The sequence below is a fragment of the Legionella sp. 16cNR16C genome (assembly GCF_021297775.1).
Taxonomy (GTDB): domain Bacteria; phylum Pseudomonadota; class Gammaproteobacteria; order Legionellales; family Legionellaceae; genus Legionella_C; species Legionella_C quinlivanii_A.
In genome coordinates, this window is sequence record NZ_JAJTMX010000001.1 from 213579 (window position 1) to 229887 (window position 16309).

A 16309-nucleotide genomic window follows, 5' to 3' on the forward strand; every position below is an offset into this window, starting at 1 on the left:
AAGCCTGAGGACAATGCGAGTATGGCTAAAATTATCATTGATGTTTTAACCGAATACGGATATCGGGATAGCCAGTCGGGGGGGGTATGACATTGATAACTTACCAGATAGAATCAGCGATCTTTATGGTTTCATCCATAAAGAGGGAGGCGTTTATTTTGTGATTGAAGATACTGAAACCCAATGCATTTTGGGTGGGGGCGGTTTTCGGCCCAATGCGGCTTCTTTGAAGTATTCTAATGCCTACCGATTCTTTTCAGCGGATTTAATCAATCGAAGCTGCGCTCTGGAAAAACTGTATTTTTTGCCGGAGCTTCGCGGGCAGGGCTTCGGTTTAAAAATATTGGAGGAGATCCAGGCGGCGGCAATAAAGAAAGGATATAGCTCAATCTATGCGGGTACGGAGCCGAATCTTAAACAAGCCCAATCCCTGTATAAAAAAGCAGGATTTATCCAGTTGGAAACCACCAGAAAAAACTCTGTTTGTTTTCTTAAAGCACTGGAAAACATACCGCTGATGAAGCCTGGTGCTGAAACCGGAGAGGAAAAAGATTGTAATTCTGAAACATCAATTCAAAGTGTATGCCCTCGAACTCAAGCAGCCTGATAGAAATAATGTTCAGAGATACTGCCATTAAGTTACGGGGAATCATTGTAGGTGGGCTCTTGGCCCAACATTTAATTGCAGAATTCTCTTAACTTAGTGGCAGTGAGGGTGAGGGTTGATTTTTAAATCCCTCTATCTAACTCTCTCCCTGAGGGAGAGAGAATTTTAGAAAACTCTACTACCCGCAGTGTCGTTCAAGCCAGCATTGTTCGGTGGCCTGATCGCAAATGCGCACGGTTTCGCAGGGCACATAATAGCGGGGTTCTGCTGGAATATTAATGATGACATTCGGTCCCGGACCCCAGCCGCCACCGTAAAAACCACCCCAGCCATAACCGCGCTCATAGCCGTGATGATGGTGATCTCTATACCCTCCGCCGCCATAAACACCATACCAGGCTTGGGCATTACCCGAGAAAATTAAGCTTAGAAAGAAAGCCGGAATAAGCAGTTTACTCAATCGTTTCATATTATTCTCCGAAAGAAGCGGATAATTCGTTGTGGATTTTACCAGGGCCATTTTTGTTAAAACACAACGTCCTGATTGTCGTGAGTGAAAAGAGACAGAGTAAGGCACAAAGAATTAAATAATACCCCGGTGCCAGCTTATTCTGAGTATATTTGATTAAAAGCGTTGCAATTAATGGAGTTAATCCTCCAAAAATAGCGAAGGTGATGTTGTAGGCTATTGCAATCCCGGTAAAACGGATGGAGGTAGGGAATAAGTCCACCAAAAGACTGGGATAAACCATTATCATGCTGCTTAATACGGCAATTAGCAGCAGCGCCGCACTTAAGCTTGCTGTTGTTTCAAAACTTAATATCAGGAAAATAAGATAGCCGAAAATACTAAATCCGAGGGCGCCAAGACAAAGAAGCCGACGCCGGCCAAGGCGATCGCCCATCCAGCAGAAAAAGAGCATGAGGAATGTATAGATTACTAGAGTAATGGTACTAAATAAACTCGCCTGTTGTTTAGAATAAGTCAAAACGCTGGACAAATACCCCGGCAGATAGAGAAATAATAAATTAATAACGGCACAGGCTAACACTGTAAGTCCTACTCCCTGCAAAATCTGCCGCCAGTGATTAGCAAGGGCTTCAAAAAATGGAAGGCGGGTTTGTTTATGTTGTGAGTGCAAGGCCTGGAAGAGGGGACTTTCGCTGAGCTGACGGCGGATAATAAAGCTGATAAGGCCTAAGGCACCGCCTAAAAGGAAGGGGATACGCCAGCCGTAACTGGCTAATTGTTCTGCTGTTAATAGTTGATTAAGCAGCAGGCTTAGGCAATTGCCTAATAGGATACCGATGTTAAGAAAAGAGAAGATTACACCGCAGGCAAAACTTCGCTTTTCTCTGGCAACATGCTCGCAGGTAAAGGTCAGTGCACCAGGTATTTCACCGCCGATGGACAGCCCCTGCAAAACCCGAAGAATAATCAGCAGCAGGCTCGCGCCTAGACCCAATTGCTCGTAGGTGGGCAAAAGACCTATTAGAAAGGTAGGAATTGCCATTAGGGCAATAGAAACGAGGAAGGTTTTTTTTCGCCCATATTTGTCGCCAAAATGACTGAAAATTATTCCGCCCAGCGGACGAATAAAATAGCCAATCGCAAAAATCGCATAGACGCTCATCAATGAGGCCAGGCGATCACTTTGTGGAAAAAATATTTCACTGATTAAGGGAGCAAAGATGACGTAAATAATGAAGTCATAAAACTCAAGCGCTCCACCTAAGGCAGCCAGTACAATTGTTTTTTTCTCCTGAGAGGACAAATGAAGCTGCGGCATGAAATAGCCTCTGTGAACTTCGATGCTGCAAAATATCACGAAATTCAGGGAAGTAAAATACCCGCTGTAAGATGTTATTTTTCACCGCCACTAAATAAGTATCGCAAGTTGCTACCCGAAAAGGCAAAGGCACATCAGTGTTCAATCCAGCCTGGATGCACTTTGTGAAGGGTGGCTAAAGGATTGCGAGGCTTCTTTTTCTCGAAAACCAAAAAAGCGCAGTTTACGATGGCATTTTCGTTCCCCTTGGGGATGAAACCATTCAGGAAGCTCTGGCTGATCCAGCTCAGGTTTGAATATTTCTATTTCAGATTCTGCGTGCTTTAAGCGTTGAATCATCTCCGGAGAAACTCCTTCTGACAGATGCAAGTTTTCAAAGCCGGTATAATCTCTTTTTAAATTACCCAGTGTCTGCAAGATGCTATGATTGATGACATTGAACCAGCCTTCTTCGCTAAAATGATCGGCAATTTCTTTAAACTGAGACAATAACATCGCTTCTAATTCATTGGGTTTGCTGGCATAAATTCCTGCTTCATAAACCAGTAAATAACGAGCCAGTTCATTATTTCGCAAGAAGGTATTATCAATAGTATTGATTTCTTTGGTTAAGGCTAAAGACGTCAGTCGATGCAAGCCATGTAATGACAGATAAGGACATACAGCCAGAACAAAATCAATCATGGCTTCTTTTTGTGTATAAGCGCTATCACTGTAAGTTATTTTTTCATTGGAGTTTAGATCAATTGGATGAAATCGGCTGTCCTGAAGAATTTCATTTTCCAGTCTTTTGATATCCTCAATTGAAAAATCGACGGACAGTAATTGCTTATGCCAGCGTTGTACAATACTGCGAGTATGTTGCATAGGTTCCCAGGAGTTACCTGATTTCTTTCTTGCTGCTTTAGCTAGTTTAGTGATTCCATTTGCCATAATCACAAGCTCCGTTTGCGGTTATTTTAAATATCCCTCATTAAAACTAAGCACAGATTTGGCAGGTAAACAACCTTTGGCGCAAATAGCGGTCTAATTAAATCAGGAATAGCCGTAGGGATTTCTTTTTTCTCCATTGGCTCTTTTTTCAAAATGCTGATAGTCCTGCAAATCAAACCAACTGCCGCCCCAATCCCAGTGATAGGATTTGAAAAGTTGATAAAACGGGGTATTTTCTGCAATTTTTCCCGGATAGGATTGCTTTCGGCTTGCAAAATTCTTTGCTTGCTCCGGTAAAATTAAAGCGCCTTTAACATAGGGATTAATGAGAGGATTAATATCAATAGCTCGTCCATAACTGTGTTGTGAATAGATGTCCGGCTGATTGGTCACTTGGCGGCAGTTAAAAGCGGATGTATTATTCGCCTGCATGGACAATTCGTCATTGCCCTTATATTCTTCCATTAATTTCATTTGCTGAACAGGGTATTTTTTTTGGTACAGACGGCGAAAAATTTCCACCACTTCCGGGGCAATATCCTGATGAACAATCAGCATTCCCTGGTGTGTTTTTTTATCAAATCCCCAGTAAGAAAGTTTAACTAAAACCAGCTGATTAATAGGAACAGGACAGCTGGGCTTCCATGTATATTGTTTCATCAAGATTTGAGTCGATTCAGGAATAGATTCGATGCGGCTTTTAAAGTGTGAATGGGCGTCGGCATGCATTGATAAGAGCAGTAAAATAAAGAGAAAAGCGATGCGTCTCATATGAAAATAAACAAAGAATTTGCAGCGATTATAACATTAAGAGGTGCTGCTATCCAAATCAAACCTAACTCCCCAGGTACGTCATCCTGAGCGTAGCGAAGGATCTCAGACTGCTTGGAACTGAGCCAGATTCAGAAGATCCTTCACTGCGTTCAGGATGACGTGAGACGATTTGATTGAATTAATATCAAACTTATCCACAACCTGGGGAGTTACAATTAAACAGTTGTTTGTAATAACGGTACCAGTTGGATTGAAAAATTTCATCAGGATCATATTTCTTTTTGAGTTTTAAAAATTCAATAAATTGCGGATATGCTTTAAGAACCTGATCTTTTCTGGCCCAGCGATGATAGGTCAGGAAGTAGCTGCCATCATGCTCCAGAGCCCTGTCGATAATTAATCGGAAATCATGCTGGGCTTTTGCTATGCCTTGTTTTGAATGGTCTACATGAAAATTGAAAACGATACAGGCATAATCCTGTGTGGCCCAGGGTAAATAACTTTCATTGTCTTTTTTTATCAGGCGTATTGTTCCGTATATCAGATTGATTTTATATTTGCGAAAATCACCGCGTAATTGATTAAACAAAGGAACCAACTGATCCCTTGGCACATAAATTTCGCTAATCATTTCCGAGGAATTGGAGTCAATCAGCTGATGATAATTATTTAAATAAAATCCCATTTGATGGGTGTCAGATCGATAAAGCTGACCATTGGTTCCCAGATAGTAATTTGAGTAAATTGTAAAGGCTGCCGATTTGTTTTTATGGGCTAATATCAGCAGTTTTGTCCAGTCCTGATTGGATAATTCTTTCTGTGCTTTTTGCGTATCCACTTGAATATTGACTGGCTTATACAATGAATAAATGCCTTTCTTCATGAAATCATCCGAGGCGGGATCAATTGCAAACTGGAAATCGCCATACAAATAACCTTCTTTGATGCGCTGACTTACCAGAGGAATGAATTGATCGATATTAATTACCTGCACCTCTCTTTCAAGTGTGGTTACCGGTGCCAGGCGCAGTTTGACAGTTGCAATAACGCCAAACAGTCCATAACCTCCAATAACCAGTTTGAATAACTCGGCGTTCTGATTGCGGCTGCATTCCAGCAAATCTCCATTGGCATCCACGAGTGTAAACGATTCGACATCATCAATTATGGGAGACATATTAAGACCTCTCCCATGAATATTGGAGGACAGGGCGCCGCCAATACTCAATTTGTCCGCCCCGGTTTGCTTTTGCCGGATTCCCCACTGTGGCGGATTAGTTTGATTCTTACGCAGCCAGGCAACTAATTCTGGCCATTCAATGCCGGCCTGAACTTCGACAATCCCTTTGTCACTGTCAAGACCGATTACTTTATTAAAGCGAGACATATTCAGATTCATAGTGCCTCTGCCATATTGTTGTCCGCCCATTGAATGTTGACCGCCGCTAATACTGATTGATAAACCCTTCTGCCTGGCTTTCTGAATGGTATTTTGAATTTCTGTTATTGAAACCGGATGAATTACTTGTAAATGCTGAGTAGGATTTAAGCCGGAATGGATATCATTAAGCAGTGTGCCAGGCTGAGTTGGAACAGTTTGGGCCTGACTAATAGAAATAATCAGGCTTAAAGAACACACGACAAGAGCCTGATGCAAAGAGTTCATGACCTTTAACCTGCGAAAATAGCCTGTTTAAAATATAGATTGAATTTTAAGCAAAATCCTTTATTTGTGAACAATGTAATAAGTATTCATGATGTCATGTTCAAGATAGCTTTTTTCAATCCGGGTAAATCCGGCATCTTTTAACATTTCCTCCGCCAGTTCCTCTCCCCAGGCGGCCCCCAGCCCCGCTCCATTTTGTGACAGGGAAACCGTCATGCAATGCAGACATGAAATGGTATAAATCAGGGGGGCAATAGGGTGATTAGTGTTTTTTTCCACCTGGCTGGAAGTCTTTATATCTTGCATCAGAAACACTCCTTGTGGTTTTAAGGCCTCATAAACAGCCTTGAGGACGTCCTTTGGACGGGCTTGATCATGAATAACATCAAAGCTGGTAATCAAATCGTATTGATTTTGTTCATGCCATTTCGCTAAATCCCTACGCATAAAATGAAGATTAGTCAGGCCTTTTTGCAGGGCCAGTGCATTGGCATGGTCAATGGTTTCCTCACATAAATCAAATCCATAAAACTGGCTATTGGGAAAATTTTCGGCCATTAAGCTAAGCGCGCGTCCATAACCGCAGCCAATATCGAGCACTTTAATCCCTTGCTGGAGTTGTTCTCTCAAACCATTGACTAAGGGAATAATCTTATCCAGTAAAGCCAGATAAATAGTTTGTCCGCTTTGTTCAGCCATGACGCTGTGAAAACGGTGATAGGCTTCATAAGGCACGCCGCCGCCATGGATAAACGCATTCAGGATTAAATCTTCTACGTTGGCCAGTATAGGAATAAACTGGGCGATCACCGCAATATTATTCGGAGAGGCTGCCCGGGTTAGAAACGCGGCATGTTCCGCTGGTAAAGAATAGAGTTTTTGCTGCGTATCATAATCAATGATGCCGCCTGTAACCATCGCATTGAGCCACTCCCGGACATAGCGTTCATTTAAGTTTGCATTCTGGGCAATTGCGTCACTATTTGCCGCGTCCATTGTACTCATTACATCGAAGAGTTTACTGCGATGGCCTATTGATATCATTAAAGCTAAAGCGGCGTGGTTCAGAAGCAATAATAAATGTTGCGAAAATTGTTCTGCTTTATCCTGGTCGAAGGCTAGCATGTTGGGTCTCACTATTCCCTGTCATTTAATAAACTTAGGATTGAAATCGGTTTTTTGCAAATCTCAGGTTTGCCCTTTTAGAAGCCGAGATTTGCTATACTATAGCCATGATCTCTTCCTATCCACATAGTATCGATTGGGCTCATCCCTTAATTAAGGAATGGTTCGTTAATCAGTTTGAGACGCCTACCGCACCGCAGATTGAAGGTTGGCCAGGAATCCTGGCTGGCGAGCATACTTTAATTTCTGCGCCAACCGGTTCGGGCAAAACCTTTGCTGCCTTCATGGTTTGCCTTGATCAACTGATGCGCGCGGCAGTGGAAAACAGATTGGAGAATCAAACCGAAGTGATTTATATCTCACCTCTGAAAGCCCTGGGCAATGATATCCAAAAGAACCTTCTTGGCCCTTTAAAGCAAATTCAGGAGAATGCGAATGCGGCGGGCATAATAATGGATGATATTCGGGTGGCCGTCAGAACTGGCGACACACCGGCAAAGGACAGGCAATCGATGTTGAAAAAGCCGCCTCATATTCTGGTAACAACACCGGAATCATTCTATTTGTTGCTGACTGCAGAAAAGAGTCGGGCTTTGTTAAAAACAGTTCGCACTGTCATCGTCGATGAAATCCATGCTCTGGTTAATAGTAAGCGCGGCACTCATCTGGCCTTGTCTCTCGAGCGTCTGGAAAAACTGACCTATGAATTGCCGGTTCGGATTGGCTTATCTGCGACCCAAAAACCTATCGAAGAAGTGGCTAAATTTTTAAGCGGCAGTTCCCGAGCCGTTCCGAATATCGTTAATATCGGTCATCAGCGCCATCTGGATCTTAAGGTAGAGGTTCCTAAAACCGCGCTGGAGGCTGTCACTTCCAATGATGTCTGGGATGAAATTTATGATCGCGTAGCAGAATTGGCCATGCAGAATCGCTCCACGCTGGTCTTTGTCAATACACGGAAACTATCAGAGCGCATGTCGCATCACCTTGCTAACCGCATAGGCAAGGAATTGGTGGCCGCCCATCACGGCAGTTTATCCCGCAAATTACGATTGGCAGCCGAAAATGGGTTGAAAACCGGCGCCTTAAAAGTAATTGTGGCAACCGCGTCTTTAGAACTTGGCATTGATATTGGTACGGTGGATCTGGTATGCCAGATTGGATCACCACGGGCCTTGGCTGCTGCATTACAGCGCGTGGGCCGTGCCGGCCATTGGCACGGCGCAATTTCAAGAGGCCATTTTTTTGCCACTACCCGCGATGAGCTGCTGGAGTGTGCCGCTTTGGTATATGGCATCTACAGCGGTGATTTGGATCGGTTGATAATACCCGAGCAGCCGTTGGATATTCTGGCACAGCAGATAGTAGCGGCTTGCGCCACCGACGAATGGAGCGAAGAGGAATTATTCAAATTAGTGAAACGCAGTTATCCTTACCGTCATTTGAAAAGAGAGGTTTTTAATACCGTTCTGGAAATGCTAAGCGAAGGCATTGCCGCTTCTCGCGGGCGCTACGGAGCTTATCTCTTTCGTGATCGAATCAATGGCATCGTAAAGGGGCGAAGAGGCAGCCGCATGGCGGCCATTATGAATGGCGGTGCAATTCCGGAAACCAATTTATTTACGGTCATTGCCGCTCCTGAAGAAATTGTAGTCGGTACTCTCGATGAGGAGTTCGCTGTGGAAAGCCATCGCGGCGATGTCATTCTGTTGGGCAATACGTCCTGGAGGGTGTACAAAGTTGAAAATACCAGAGGAAGAGTCATTGTTGAGGACGCTCAGGGTGCAGCACCCACAGTGCCGTTCTGGCTGGGGGAAGCACCAGCCCGTAGTAATGAATTGTCTTTACAGGTTTCCAGCTTAAGAAACAAAATAGATGAATTACTTCCAATACCAACAGCTACTGACTCTGCAATTCAGAAAAAAGCAAGGGAATGGTTAACCGCCCACTGTCATGTCAGTGATTACGCTGCGGGCCAAATGATTGATTATGTCCTTGAAGGACGTGCTTTATTAGGGGCAGTTCCCAGCCAGAAGACGATTATCGCCGAGCGGTTTTTTGATGAGTCAGGCGGAATGCAGCTAATTATTCACGCCCCATTTGGTGCGCGTATCAATAAGGCCTGGGGGCTGGCATTACGCAAACGTTTCTGCCGTTCCTTTAATTTTGAGTTACAGGCTGCGGCAACGGACGATGGGTTAGCAATCTCTTTAGCCGAGCAACACAGCTTTCCGCTTGAAGATGTTTTTCAGTTTCTCCATCCGGCAACAATAAAGAAGGTCCTGGTGCAGGCAGTTTTGCAATCACCTGTTTTCACAACCCGCTGGCGTTGGGATGCAATCAGGGCTTTGGCTTTAATGCGATACCGCAATGGCCGCAAAGTGCCGCCTAATATATTACGCATGCGTGCAGATGATCTTCTGGCTGCAGTTTTCCCTCAAGCCGCCGCTTGTCAGGACAATCTGGGTGGAAAGGATGTGGAGTTGCCTGAACATCCTTTGATCGATGAAACCATGAAAGACTGCCTGACCGAAGCGATGGATATTGAGGGTTTGCGTGAACTGCTTAAAGCGATTAAAGCGGGAACGATACACTGTATCGCCGTGGATACGCCAACCCCCTCAGTATTTTCGCATGAGATCCTCAATGCAAACCCTTATGCTTTCCTTGACGATGCGCCCTTGGAGGAGCGGCGAACGAGGGCAGTGGCCATGCGGCGGATTTTACCCGAATGGCTGCAGGGCAATATGGGGCAGCTTGATGCGGAAGTGATTGCCGATGTACAAAGACAGGCCTGGCCTGACATCAGAAACGCGGACGAATTGCATGATTTTCTGCAAACGATGATTGGTCTTTCCTGTGATAATCTGCGCATCTCTGATAGCTGGTCTGTTTTTTTTGAACAATTGCAGAATGCGAATCGTGCTGGTACCGCGTTGGTGAACGGTCAGGCATTCTGGGTTGCCACCGAGAAAAAGAATGGGTATCAGGCCATTTATCCTTCAGCAGTGTTTTCAAAGGATTTAATCGACTGGGATAGTCAAGTCTATGATGCAGATGATGCCTTGCTGATGATGCTGAGAGGGTGGATGCAGCATCTTGGCCCAGTTAATGTAAGCGAGCTTGTCGATTTATTAAAGTTACCTGAAAGCCAGATCAATAATGGTCTGTTAAAACTGGAAGCAAGCGGTCAGATTCTACGAGGACATTTTCGACAAAACCAGGGCGTAATGGAGTGGTGTGAACGGCGTCTACTGGCAAGAATTCATCAGCAGACACTGGCGAAATTACGAAAGGAAATTGAACCGGTAAGCGCTCTGCAATTTATTCGTTGGCTGGCTAAATGGCAGCATATCACCGGCAAAAGCCAGCTTAAGGGTGAGCAGGGTGTTTTAGAAGTCATCCGCCAGTTACAGGCCTATGAAATTCCGGCAAATGCCTGGGAAAAGCAGATTTTTGCCAAACGGATCAGTGACTACAGTCCGGATTTGCTGGACAGGCTTTGTCTCTCGGGGGTAGTCATGTGGGGCAGACCCAGCCTCCATCCCAGTATTGAATCCTCCCTGAAAGAGAAGGATCTTGAAATTAGCAGTTACAAGTCGATTCAGGCGAACAGTGTCACGCCTATAACCTTTTTAATCCGGGAAGAATCAGGCTGGCTGGCTGGAAAATCCGCCTATACTGCAGAGGAATTAAAAAGTTTAAGCTATAACGCCCAAGTGGTTTATACCTACCTGCAAACGCATGGCGCTTCATTCTTCAGCGATATTGTCAGTGATGTGCAGAAGTTAAAGACAGAAGTTGAAAATGCGCTCTGGGAGTTGGTGGCGGCAGGTTTGATAAGTGCTGACAGCTTCGATAATTTACGTGCCATGATAGACCCGCAGCGGCGGACCGGTCGACGTCCTCGCCGCCATAATTTATTCAGCCAGGGACGCTGGTCCTTATTGCGTGCCGCTAAGCCAGTAGAGCCAGAGCGGCGTATTGAATCCATCTGTCGAATCCTGCTAAAGCGCTACGGGGTCTGTTTTCGCGAGATTGTTATGCGGGAAAAAATCGCGGCGTCCTGGTCAGAATTGCTAAGCGGTTTTCGTCGACTGGAAGCACAGGGGGAAATCCGCGGCGGGCGATTTATCAGCGGCTTTACCGGTGAACAGTTTGCATTGGCTTATGCCGTAGATTCATTACGAGCCACTCCCGCTCAATCTGAGGCGCAGGAAATTTCTATCTTTGCGGTAGATCCATTAAATTTAGTGGGTGTTTTATTACCCGGCGAAAAAATTCCTTCTCGCTCTGGAAAGCAATTGATTTTAAAAGCTTAGCTATCGAACCCTGTCAAGGCATAAAACTTCGCACACAGCGGACGCGGTAACATGACTGTCTTTGCAATCAGTTATCGCCACAATCATCTGATAGGCCCAGACTGGCATAACAACTTTGCTGCAAGCCTTTGACTATCAAAGGCTGCATTCAGTAAGGCTGCTTTGCACTTCAGTTAACTGATTTACAGAGTCTGTATTGAATTTAAAGAAAAACGATTCGCCTTTTGTGGCAACTGCCTGATAAATATTTGCGATAAATAGTGTGGATATTGTAATCATAAGGTTTGCAAAAAATTCTTTATATCCCCTGTGGTCCCTGAGTTCATCTTTCACAGTGGAAGTGAATGGATAGCAGGGTGATTTAAGCTGCTTTTCCAAGTGTTCTGCACTTTTTTCAGGCAGAGCAATACAGAAATCAATATACAATTTAATTTGATTTCGTATAAAAAGTTCCAGCGATCGAACTCGTTCAGATTCGCGGTAGTATTCCCGACTGTGAAGACTATCCGCTTTTTGAGCCAAGGCAGGAAGTTTGTTTAATAGAGGGTTGACTGCATTTAAATACTGTTCTGCATTATTATTTCTGGCGTACTGCTTTAATTGTTCTACAGAAAGCGAAAAGCCTTTTGTGAGCAAATGATCGATAACCTTCCTGCTATTGTATTCCAAAGCCTTATTCAGAAAGTGTCCTCTATAAGACTTCTCACGAACTTCATCGCTTACCACGTCAACGCAGTTTAATTCAGTCCGGACCCCCATGCCATCAGTGAATAAAAAATCAACGATGTCTACATGATCTTTTTGAATCGCCAGATCTCTTAAAAAGGCTTTCTCATTGCGAGTATTCAAATAAGGAACCATGCCTTCTCTGGTTGAGAAGGTGACTCCCCGCCCTTTTCTTGTAAGTACTGGTAAAAGTCCCTTATAGGATTGGTTGAGAAGTTTTTTCAGTTGTTGCAGATCATTCTGCTCAATTGCTTCAATAGCCTGCGATATCAGAGCTTTGTATCGTTCTTCAGAAAAGTTGGACGCCATAACTAAAAGTTCCAATAGAGTCAAAAGTTTGCTGAGTATAACCAGTGATATTGTAAATTTCAACCATTGTGAAGAATTGTTGATCAATATGCTGCGGGGATATTTGTTTCTATCCCTGTGTTTTGTTATACCCTATGCTTTTAAGAAAGCATGAGATGCCTGGATCCCTCGGACTCAAGCCGAGGGACGTGGGGAGTAGATTAAAGCCTTAAAACAGTGCCATTAGCCATAGTGACCGACCTGCTATTCTCATTAGATGATAACGCTCGGGGATTTAATTTTCACCGACTGTTATTTTGCCGCTGGTGTAGGAATGAGCGCCTGCACCCCGAAGCTGGTGTTTATCGACAATTAAATACTCGTCGCGAATCGGTTTTCCTGCAAACCAGCACTCCAGTATTTCACGGGTACCTGCGGCATACCGGGCCTGGGCAGACAAGCTTGTTCCGGAGATATGAGGGGTCATGGCATGGTGAGGCATGGAGCGCCAGGGGTGATCTTCCGGAGCGGGTTGCGGGAACCATACATCGCCTGCATAACCTGCGACTTTTCCATTCTTGCACGCTCTGGCTATGGCATCGCGATCGCAGATTTTGCCTCTTGCAGTATTGACGATATACACGCCATTTTTCATTTTGTCGATTAATGCGTCATTGACCAAATGTTCTGTTTCAGCATGCAAAGGCACATTAATGGTGAACACATCACAAAGCGGGATCATCGATTCCAGTGTTTCATGGTAAACCAGACCTAATTCTTTTTCGGTAGCTTCTGGCAAACGATGCTGATCAGTGTAATGCAGTTTTACATCAAAAGGTTTCAAACGTTTCATGACCGCAAGACCAATTCTTCCAGCGCCAAGAGATCCAACCGTCATTCCTTCAAGATCGTAAGAACGGGCAGCGCAATCGGCAATATTCCAGCCTCCATTAATTACCCATTGGTAGGAGGGAATGTAATTTCTCACCAGCGCCAGTATCATCATCACCACGTGCTCAGAGACGCTGATGCTATTGGAGTAAGTGACTTCAGCCACCGTGATGCCTTTTGCTATCGCTGCATTTAAATCTGTATGATCAGAACCGATGCCGGCCGTAATCACCAGCTTCAGATTTTTTGCTTTGGCAATCCGCTCGGCAGTTAAATAAGCAGGCCAGAAGGGCTGGGAAATCACTACATCGGCATCAACCAGCTCTTTTTCAAACTCAGAATCTGGTCCTTCCTTGTCGGCGGTAACCACCAACTGATGCCCCATTTTTTCCAAAAAAGGACGCAAACCCAATTCGCCGGAGACTGAACCTAATAACTCGCCCGGTTTAAAATCAATGTGTTCAGGGTTTGGAACGGTCTGACCGCCAGGATAGCTATTAATCGCAGGGATATCTTCCCTGGCGTAAGATTTGGGATAGCCGTTTACGGGATCCTTATAAAGAACACAAAGTACTTTTGCCATTAACTTCTCTCCTTGAAAAAATGAGGTATTACATCAATGTATGATCATCATTGAGACTTTGCATGTCAATTACAAAACGGTAGCGCACATCACTCTTGAGGATGCGCTCATAAGCTTCATTCACATAATCGATGGGAATGAGTTCAATGTCGGAACTGATATTGTGTTTACCACAAAAATCGAGCATTTCCTGAGTTTGTTTAATTCCACCGATTAATGAGCCTGCTATACTTCGTCTTTGCGCAATCAGCGGCATGGCAACCATAGGCACATTTTCGGGTGGAATGCCAAGAATAACCATTGTTCCATTGGTTTTCAGAAGTTGCATATAATCACCCCAGTTAATCGCTGAAGACACCGTGTTGATAATCAGATCAAAATGATTAGCGAGTTTGGAAAAGATTTCGGGATTGCTGGTCGCATAAAAATGGTCAGCTCCCAATCGTTTCCCATCGGATTCTTTTTTCATCGATTGACTAAGGACCGTCACTTCGGCACCCATTGCATGTGCAAGCTTGACTCCCATGTGCCCAAGGCCGCCTAATCCAATGATGGCTACTTTTTTACCTGGGCCCGCATTCCAGTGCCTCAGGGGAGAGTAGAGCGTGATTCCCGCACATAAAAGAGGTGCTGCGCTATTCAGAGGTATGTTTTCTGGAATCCGCAGAACATAATTTTCATCGACCACGATGGCATTGGAATATCCGCCCTGAGTGGTATGTCCGTTAACTCTTTCCTTGCTGTTATAGGTATAAGTCGTGCCTTCCCGGCAATATTGTTCCTCATGCCCCTGACAGTTTTCACAATGCCGGCAGGAATCAACAAAACAGCCCACGCCGACATGATCGCCTTTTTTAAATTGGCTGACTTTGGCGCCCACTTTACGGACAATCCCGGTTATTTCATGTCCAGGAACCATTGGAAACAGTCCTGTTCCCCATTCTTCCCGAACCTGATGAATATCGCTATGGCAGATACCACAATATTTAATGTCGATTAGTACATCATGATCGCCAGGAGCGCGGCGTTCAAAATTGTAGAGAGTAAGTTCTTTTTTAGGTTGCAGGGCAGCATATCCTTTTGCGGGAATCATTTTAGTCCTCTTTACTTATTTTTAAGTAATCCACATATTAGGCCGATAAAAACAAAAATGCAAAATAATGGATAATCGTTATTGCTTCAGTGCAGCAAGCGATGCCTTCTTGCATCCTGCGGGGAGCTGGGATTAAATTGCAAGTTATTTGTCCAATAGCGATACCATTTAACGCAAATATTTGATATAATGCGCCCCAGTTTTGGCGTCTATTTTCTGGGGGAATGCTTGTCTGACTCATTGGCCTTGGATTCGGGTGTAGTTGGTGTGCCTCGTGGTGGTATGAAAGCCTGGTTGGTTTGTCTTTCTGCAGGTTTATTTTTCTTCTATGAATTTTTTCAGCTAAACATTTTTGATGTAATCAATCAGCCCTTACGGGATGATTTCAACCTGAATGCGGCCCAGCTAAGCTGGATGTCCAGCATGTATCTGTGGGCGGACATTCTTTTTCTGCTGCCGGCAGGATTGATTCTCGATCGATTTTCACCGCGTCGGGTCATTCTGACTGCCATGTTTATCTGTGTGGCTGGCACTTTGGGTTTTGCAGTCACTCATTCGTTTCTCTTAGCCTCTATATTTCATTTTTTATCCGGGATTGGAAATGCGTTTTGTTTTTTATCCTGTGTAGTGCTGGTTTCACGCTGGTTTCCTCCGCGCCGTCAGGCATTTGTGATTGGTTCTTTAGTAACTATGGCCTTTTTGGGAGGGATGACAGCGCATACGCCTCTGGCTCAGTTAGTTAATAATTTCGGCTGGCGAAACGCCTTGCTGATTGACAGCGCCGTAGGCGGGCTGCTGTTAGCATGGATTGCTATCAATATTCAGGACAGCCCCCATAAAAGCAATGTTTCTCGTTCTGCTTCCCGGCCTGAATTACTGCCTGGCTTTTTCCAGGCTTTAAGCAACTCTCAAACCTGGTTAGCGGGTTTATATACTTCTTTTCTGAATTTGCCGATTATGGTGCTTTGCGCTTTATGGGGCGCGAGTTATCTTCAGAAAGCGCATCAGTTATCAGAAATGGCTGCCAGTAATGTAGTCAGTATGATTTTCATTGGCAGTATTATTGGCTGCCCGCTGGTGGGCTGGCTTTCCGATTACCAGGGACGCCGAAAGCTATTAATGATCGCAGGTGCTATAGGCAGTTTAATCGTGGTAATGCCGCTCTTTTTCAATATGGAATTATCGCAGTTCCAGCTAAGCGCTCTCTTTTTTATGCTGGGTTTGTTTACCAGCACGCAGGTAATTAGCTATCCATTGATAGCAGAAAGCAATACGTCTGAAAATACGGGTGCTGCAACGGGTATTGCCTCAGTGCTTATTATGGGTGGCGGTGGTATTGGACAGGTTCTATTTGGCTTCCTGATTCAACACCATGCGGGCAGTGGCACACAAAATTACTCAACGGCGGATTTTCAGTTTGCAATGTGGATGTTTCCCTTAGCTATCATCCTGGCATTTATTGCCTCTATGCTCATACGCGAAACTTACTGCAACCGTATTAATTAAGGAGT

Annotated in this window: 12 protein-coding genes; 3 read left to right on the forward strand and 9 right to left on the reverse strand. The window is 44.5% G+C overall.

From position 1 onward, the window contains the following. Positions 1-133 precede the first annotated feature (133 nt). A complete protein-coding gene (locus tag LXA66_RS00980; RefSeq protein WP_370637150.1) occupies positions 134-607 on the forward strand; it encodes a GNAT family N-acetyltransferase in 474 nt (157 codons plus the stop codon). Between the two features lie 178 nt (positions 608-785). Here the strand turns inward: LXA66_RS00980 and LXA66_RS00985 are convergent, their stop codons facing one another. The 6 genes from LXA66_RS00985 to LXA66_RS01010 all read right to left on the reverse strand — a co-directional run bounded on the left by LXA66_RS00985 (position 786) and on the right by LXA66_RS01010 (position 6895). Further along, the gene (locus tag LXA66_RS00985) at positions 786-1076 is read right to left on the reverse strand and encodes a hypothetical protein (protein ID WP_112220092.1); all 291 of its coding nucleotides are present in this window, start codon (positions 1074-1076) and stop codon (positions 786-788) included. Position 1077: 1 nt separating this feature from the next. Continuing rightward, positions 1078-2397, reverse strand: coding sequence for an MFS transporter (locus LXA66_RS00990; protein ID WP_233011558.1), 1320 nt, complete (start codon positions 2395-2397; stop codon positions 1078-1080). Between the two features lie 141 nt (positions 2398-2538). Then, positions 2539-3330: a hypothetical protein gene (locus LXA66_RS00995; protein ID WP_233011559.1), complete on the reverse strand. Its 792-nt coding sequence runs from the start codon at positions 3328-3330 to the stop codon at positions 2539-2541. 102 nt (positions 3331-3432) lie between these two features. After that, complete coding sequence (locus tag LXA66_RS01000) at positions 3433-3990, reverse strand: M15 family metallopeptidase (RefSeq protein WP_233011560.1); 558 nt, start codon at positions 3988-3990, stop codon at positions 3433-3435. Between the two features lie 304 nt (positions 3991-4294). Then, the gene (locus LXA66_RS01005; protein WP_233011561.1) at positions 4295-5770 is read right to left on the reverse strand and encodes an FAD-binding protein; all 1476 of its coding nucleotides are present in this window, start codon (positions 5768-5770) and stop codon (positions 4295-4297) included. 60 nt (positions 5771-5830) lie between these two features. After that, positions 5831-6895, reverse strand: coding sequence for a class I SAM-dependent methyltransferase (locus tag LXA66_RS01010; protein ID WP_233011562.1), 1065 nt, complete (start codon positions 6893-6895; stop codon positions 5831-5833). A 107-nt stretch (positions 6896-7002) separates the two neighbouring features. Here LXA66_RS01010 and LXA66_RS01015 point away from each other — a divergent pair, with 107 nt between their 5' ends. Beyond that, positions 7003-11217 (forward strand): DEAD/DEAH box helicase, encoded by a 4215-nt coding sequence (locus tag LXA66_RS01015; protein WP_233011563.1) that lies wholly within the window; start codon positions 7003-7005, stop codon positions 11215-11217. A 135-nt stretch (positions 11218-11352) separates the two neighbouring features. Here LXA66_RS01015 and LXA66_RS01020 read toward each other — a convergent pair whose 3' ends face one another. The 3 genes from LXA66_RS01020 to LXA66_RS01030 all read right to left on the reverse strand — a co-directional run bounded on the left by LXA66_RS01020 (position 11353) and on the right by LXA66_RS01030 (position 14798). Beyond that, positions 11353-12252: a hypothetical protein gene (locus tag LXA66_RS01020; protein ID WP_233011564.1), complete on the reverse strand. Its 900-nt coding sequence runs from the start codon at positions 12250-12252 to the stop codon at positions 11353-11355. 274 nt (positions 12253-12526) lie between these two features. Then, on the reverse strand, positions 12527-13705 hold the full coding sequence (locus tag LXA66_RS01025) for an NAD-dependent formate dehydrogenase (RefSeq protein WP_112220084.1): 1179 nt from the start codon (positions 13703-13705) through the stop codon (positions 12527-12529). Between the two features lie 28 nt (positions 13706-13733). Next, the gene (locus tag LXA66_RS01030) at positions 13734-14798 is read right to left on the reverse strand and encodes an NAD(P)-dependent alcohol dehydrogenase (RefSeq protein ID WP_233011565.1); all 1065 of its coding nucleotides are present in this window, start codon (positions 14796-14798) and stop codon (positions 13734-13736) included. A gap of 228 nt (positions 14799-15026) precedes the next feature. On the opposite strand from LXA66_RS01030, the gene LXA66_RS01035 reads away from it, so the two are divergent. Continuing rightward, positions 15027-16304, forward strand: coding sequence for an MFS transporter (locus LXA66_RS01035; protein WP_233011566.1), 1278 nt, complete (start codon positions 15027-15029; stop codon positions 16302-16304). The last annotated feature ends 5 nt before the right edge of the window (positions 16305-16309 follow it).

Coding starts and splice junctions, on each gene's coding strand:
- LXA66_RS00985 (WP_112220092.1), bottom strand. CDS start 1,076: ATGAAACGATTGAGTAAACTGCTTATTCCGGCTTTCTTTCTAAGCTTA.
- LXA66_RS00990 (WP_233011558.1), bottom strand. CDS start 2,397: ATGCCGCAGCTTCATTTGTCCTCTCAGGAGAAAAAAACAATTGTACTG.
- LXA66_RS00995 (WP_233011559.1), bottom strand. CDS start 3,330: ATGGCAAATGGAATCACTAAACTAGCTAAAGCAGCAAGAAAGAAATCA.
- LXA66_RS01000 (WP_233011560.1), bottom strand. CDS start 3,990: ATGAAACAATATACATGGAAGCCCAGCTGTCCTGTTCCTATTAATCAG.
- LXA66_RS01005 (WP_233011561.1), bottom strand. CDS start 5,770: ATGAACTCTTTGCATCAGGCTCTTGTCGTGTGTTCTTTAAGCCTGATT.
- LXA66_RS01010 (WP_233011562.1), bottom strand. CDS start 6,895: ATGCTAGCCTTCGACCAGGATAAAGCAGAACAATTTTCGCAACATTTA.
- LXA66_RS01015 (WP_233011563.1), top strand. CDS start 7,003: ATGATCTCTTCCTATCCACATAGTATCGATTGGGCTCATCCCTTAATT.
- LXA66_RS01020 (WP_233011564.1), bottom strand. CDS start 12,252: ATGGCGTCCAACTTTTCTGAAGAACGATACAAAGCTCTGATATCGCAG.
- LXA66_RS01025 (WP_112220084.1), bottom strand. CDS start 13,705: ATGGCAAAAGTACTTTGTGTTCTTTATAAGGATCCCGTAAACGGCTAT.
- LXA66_RS01030 (WP_233011565.1), bottom strand. CDS start 14,798: ATGATTCCCGCAAAAGGATATGCTGCCCTGCAACCTAAAAAAGAACTT.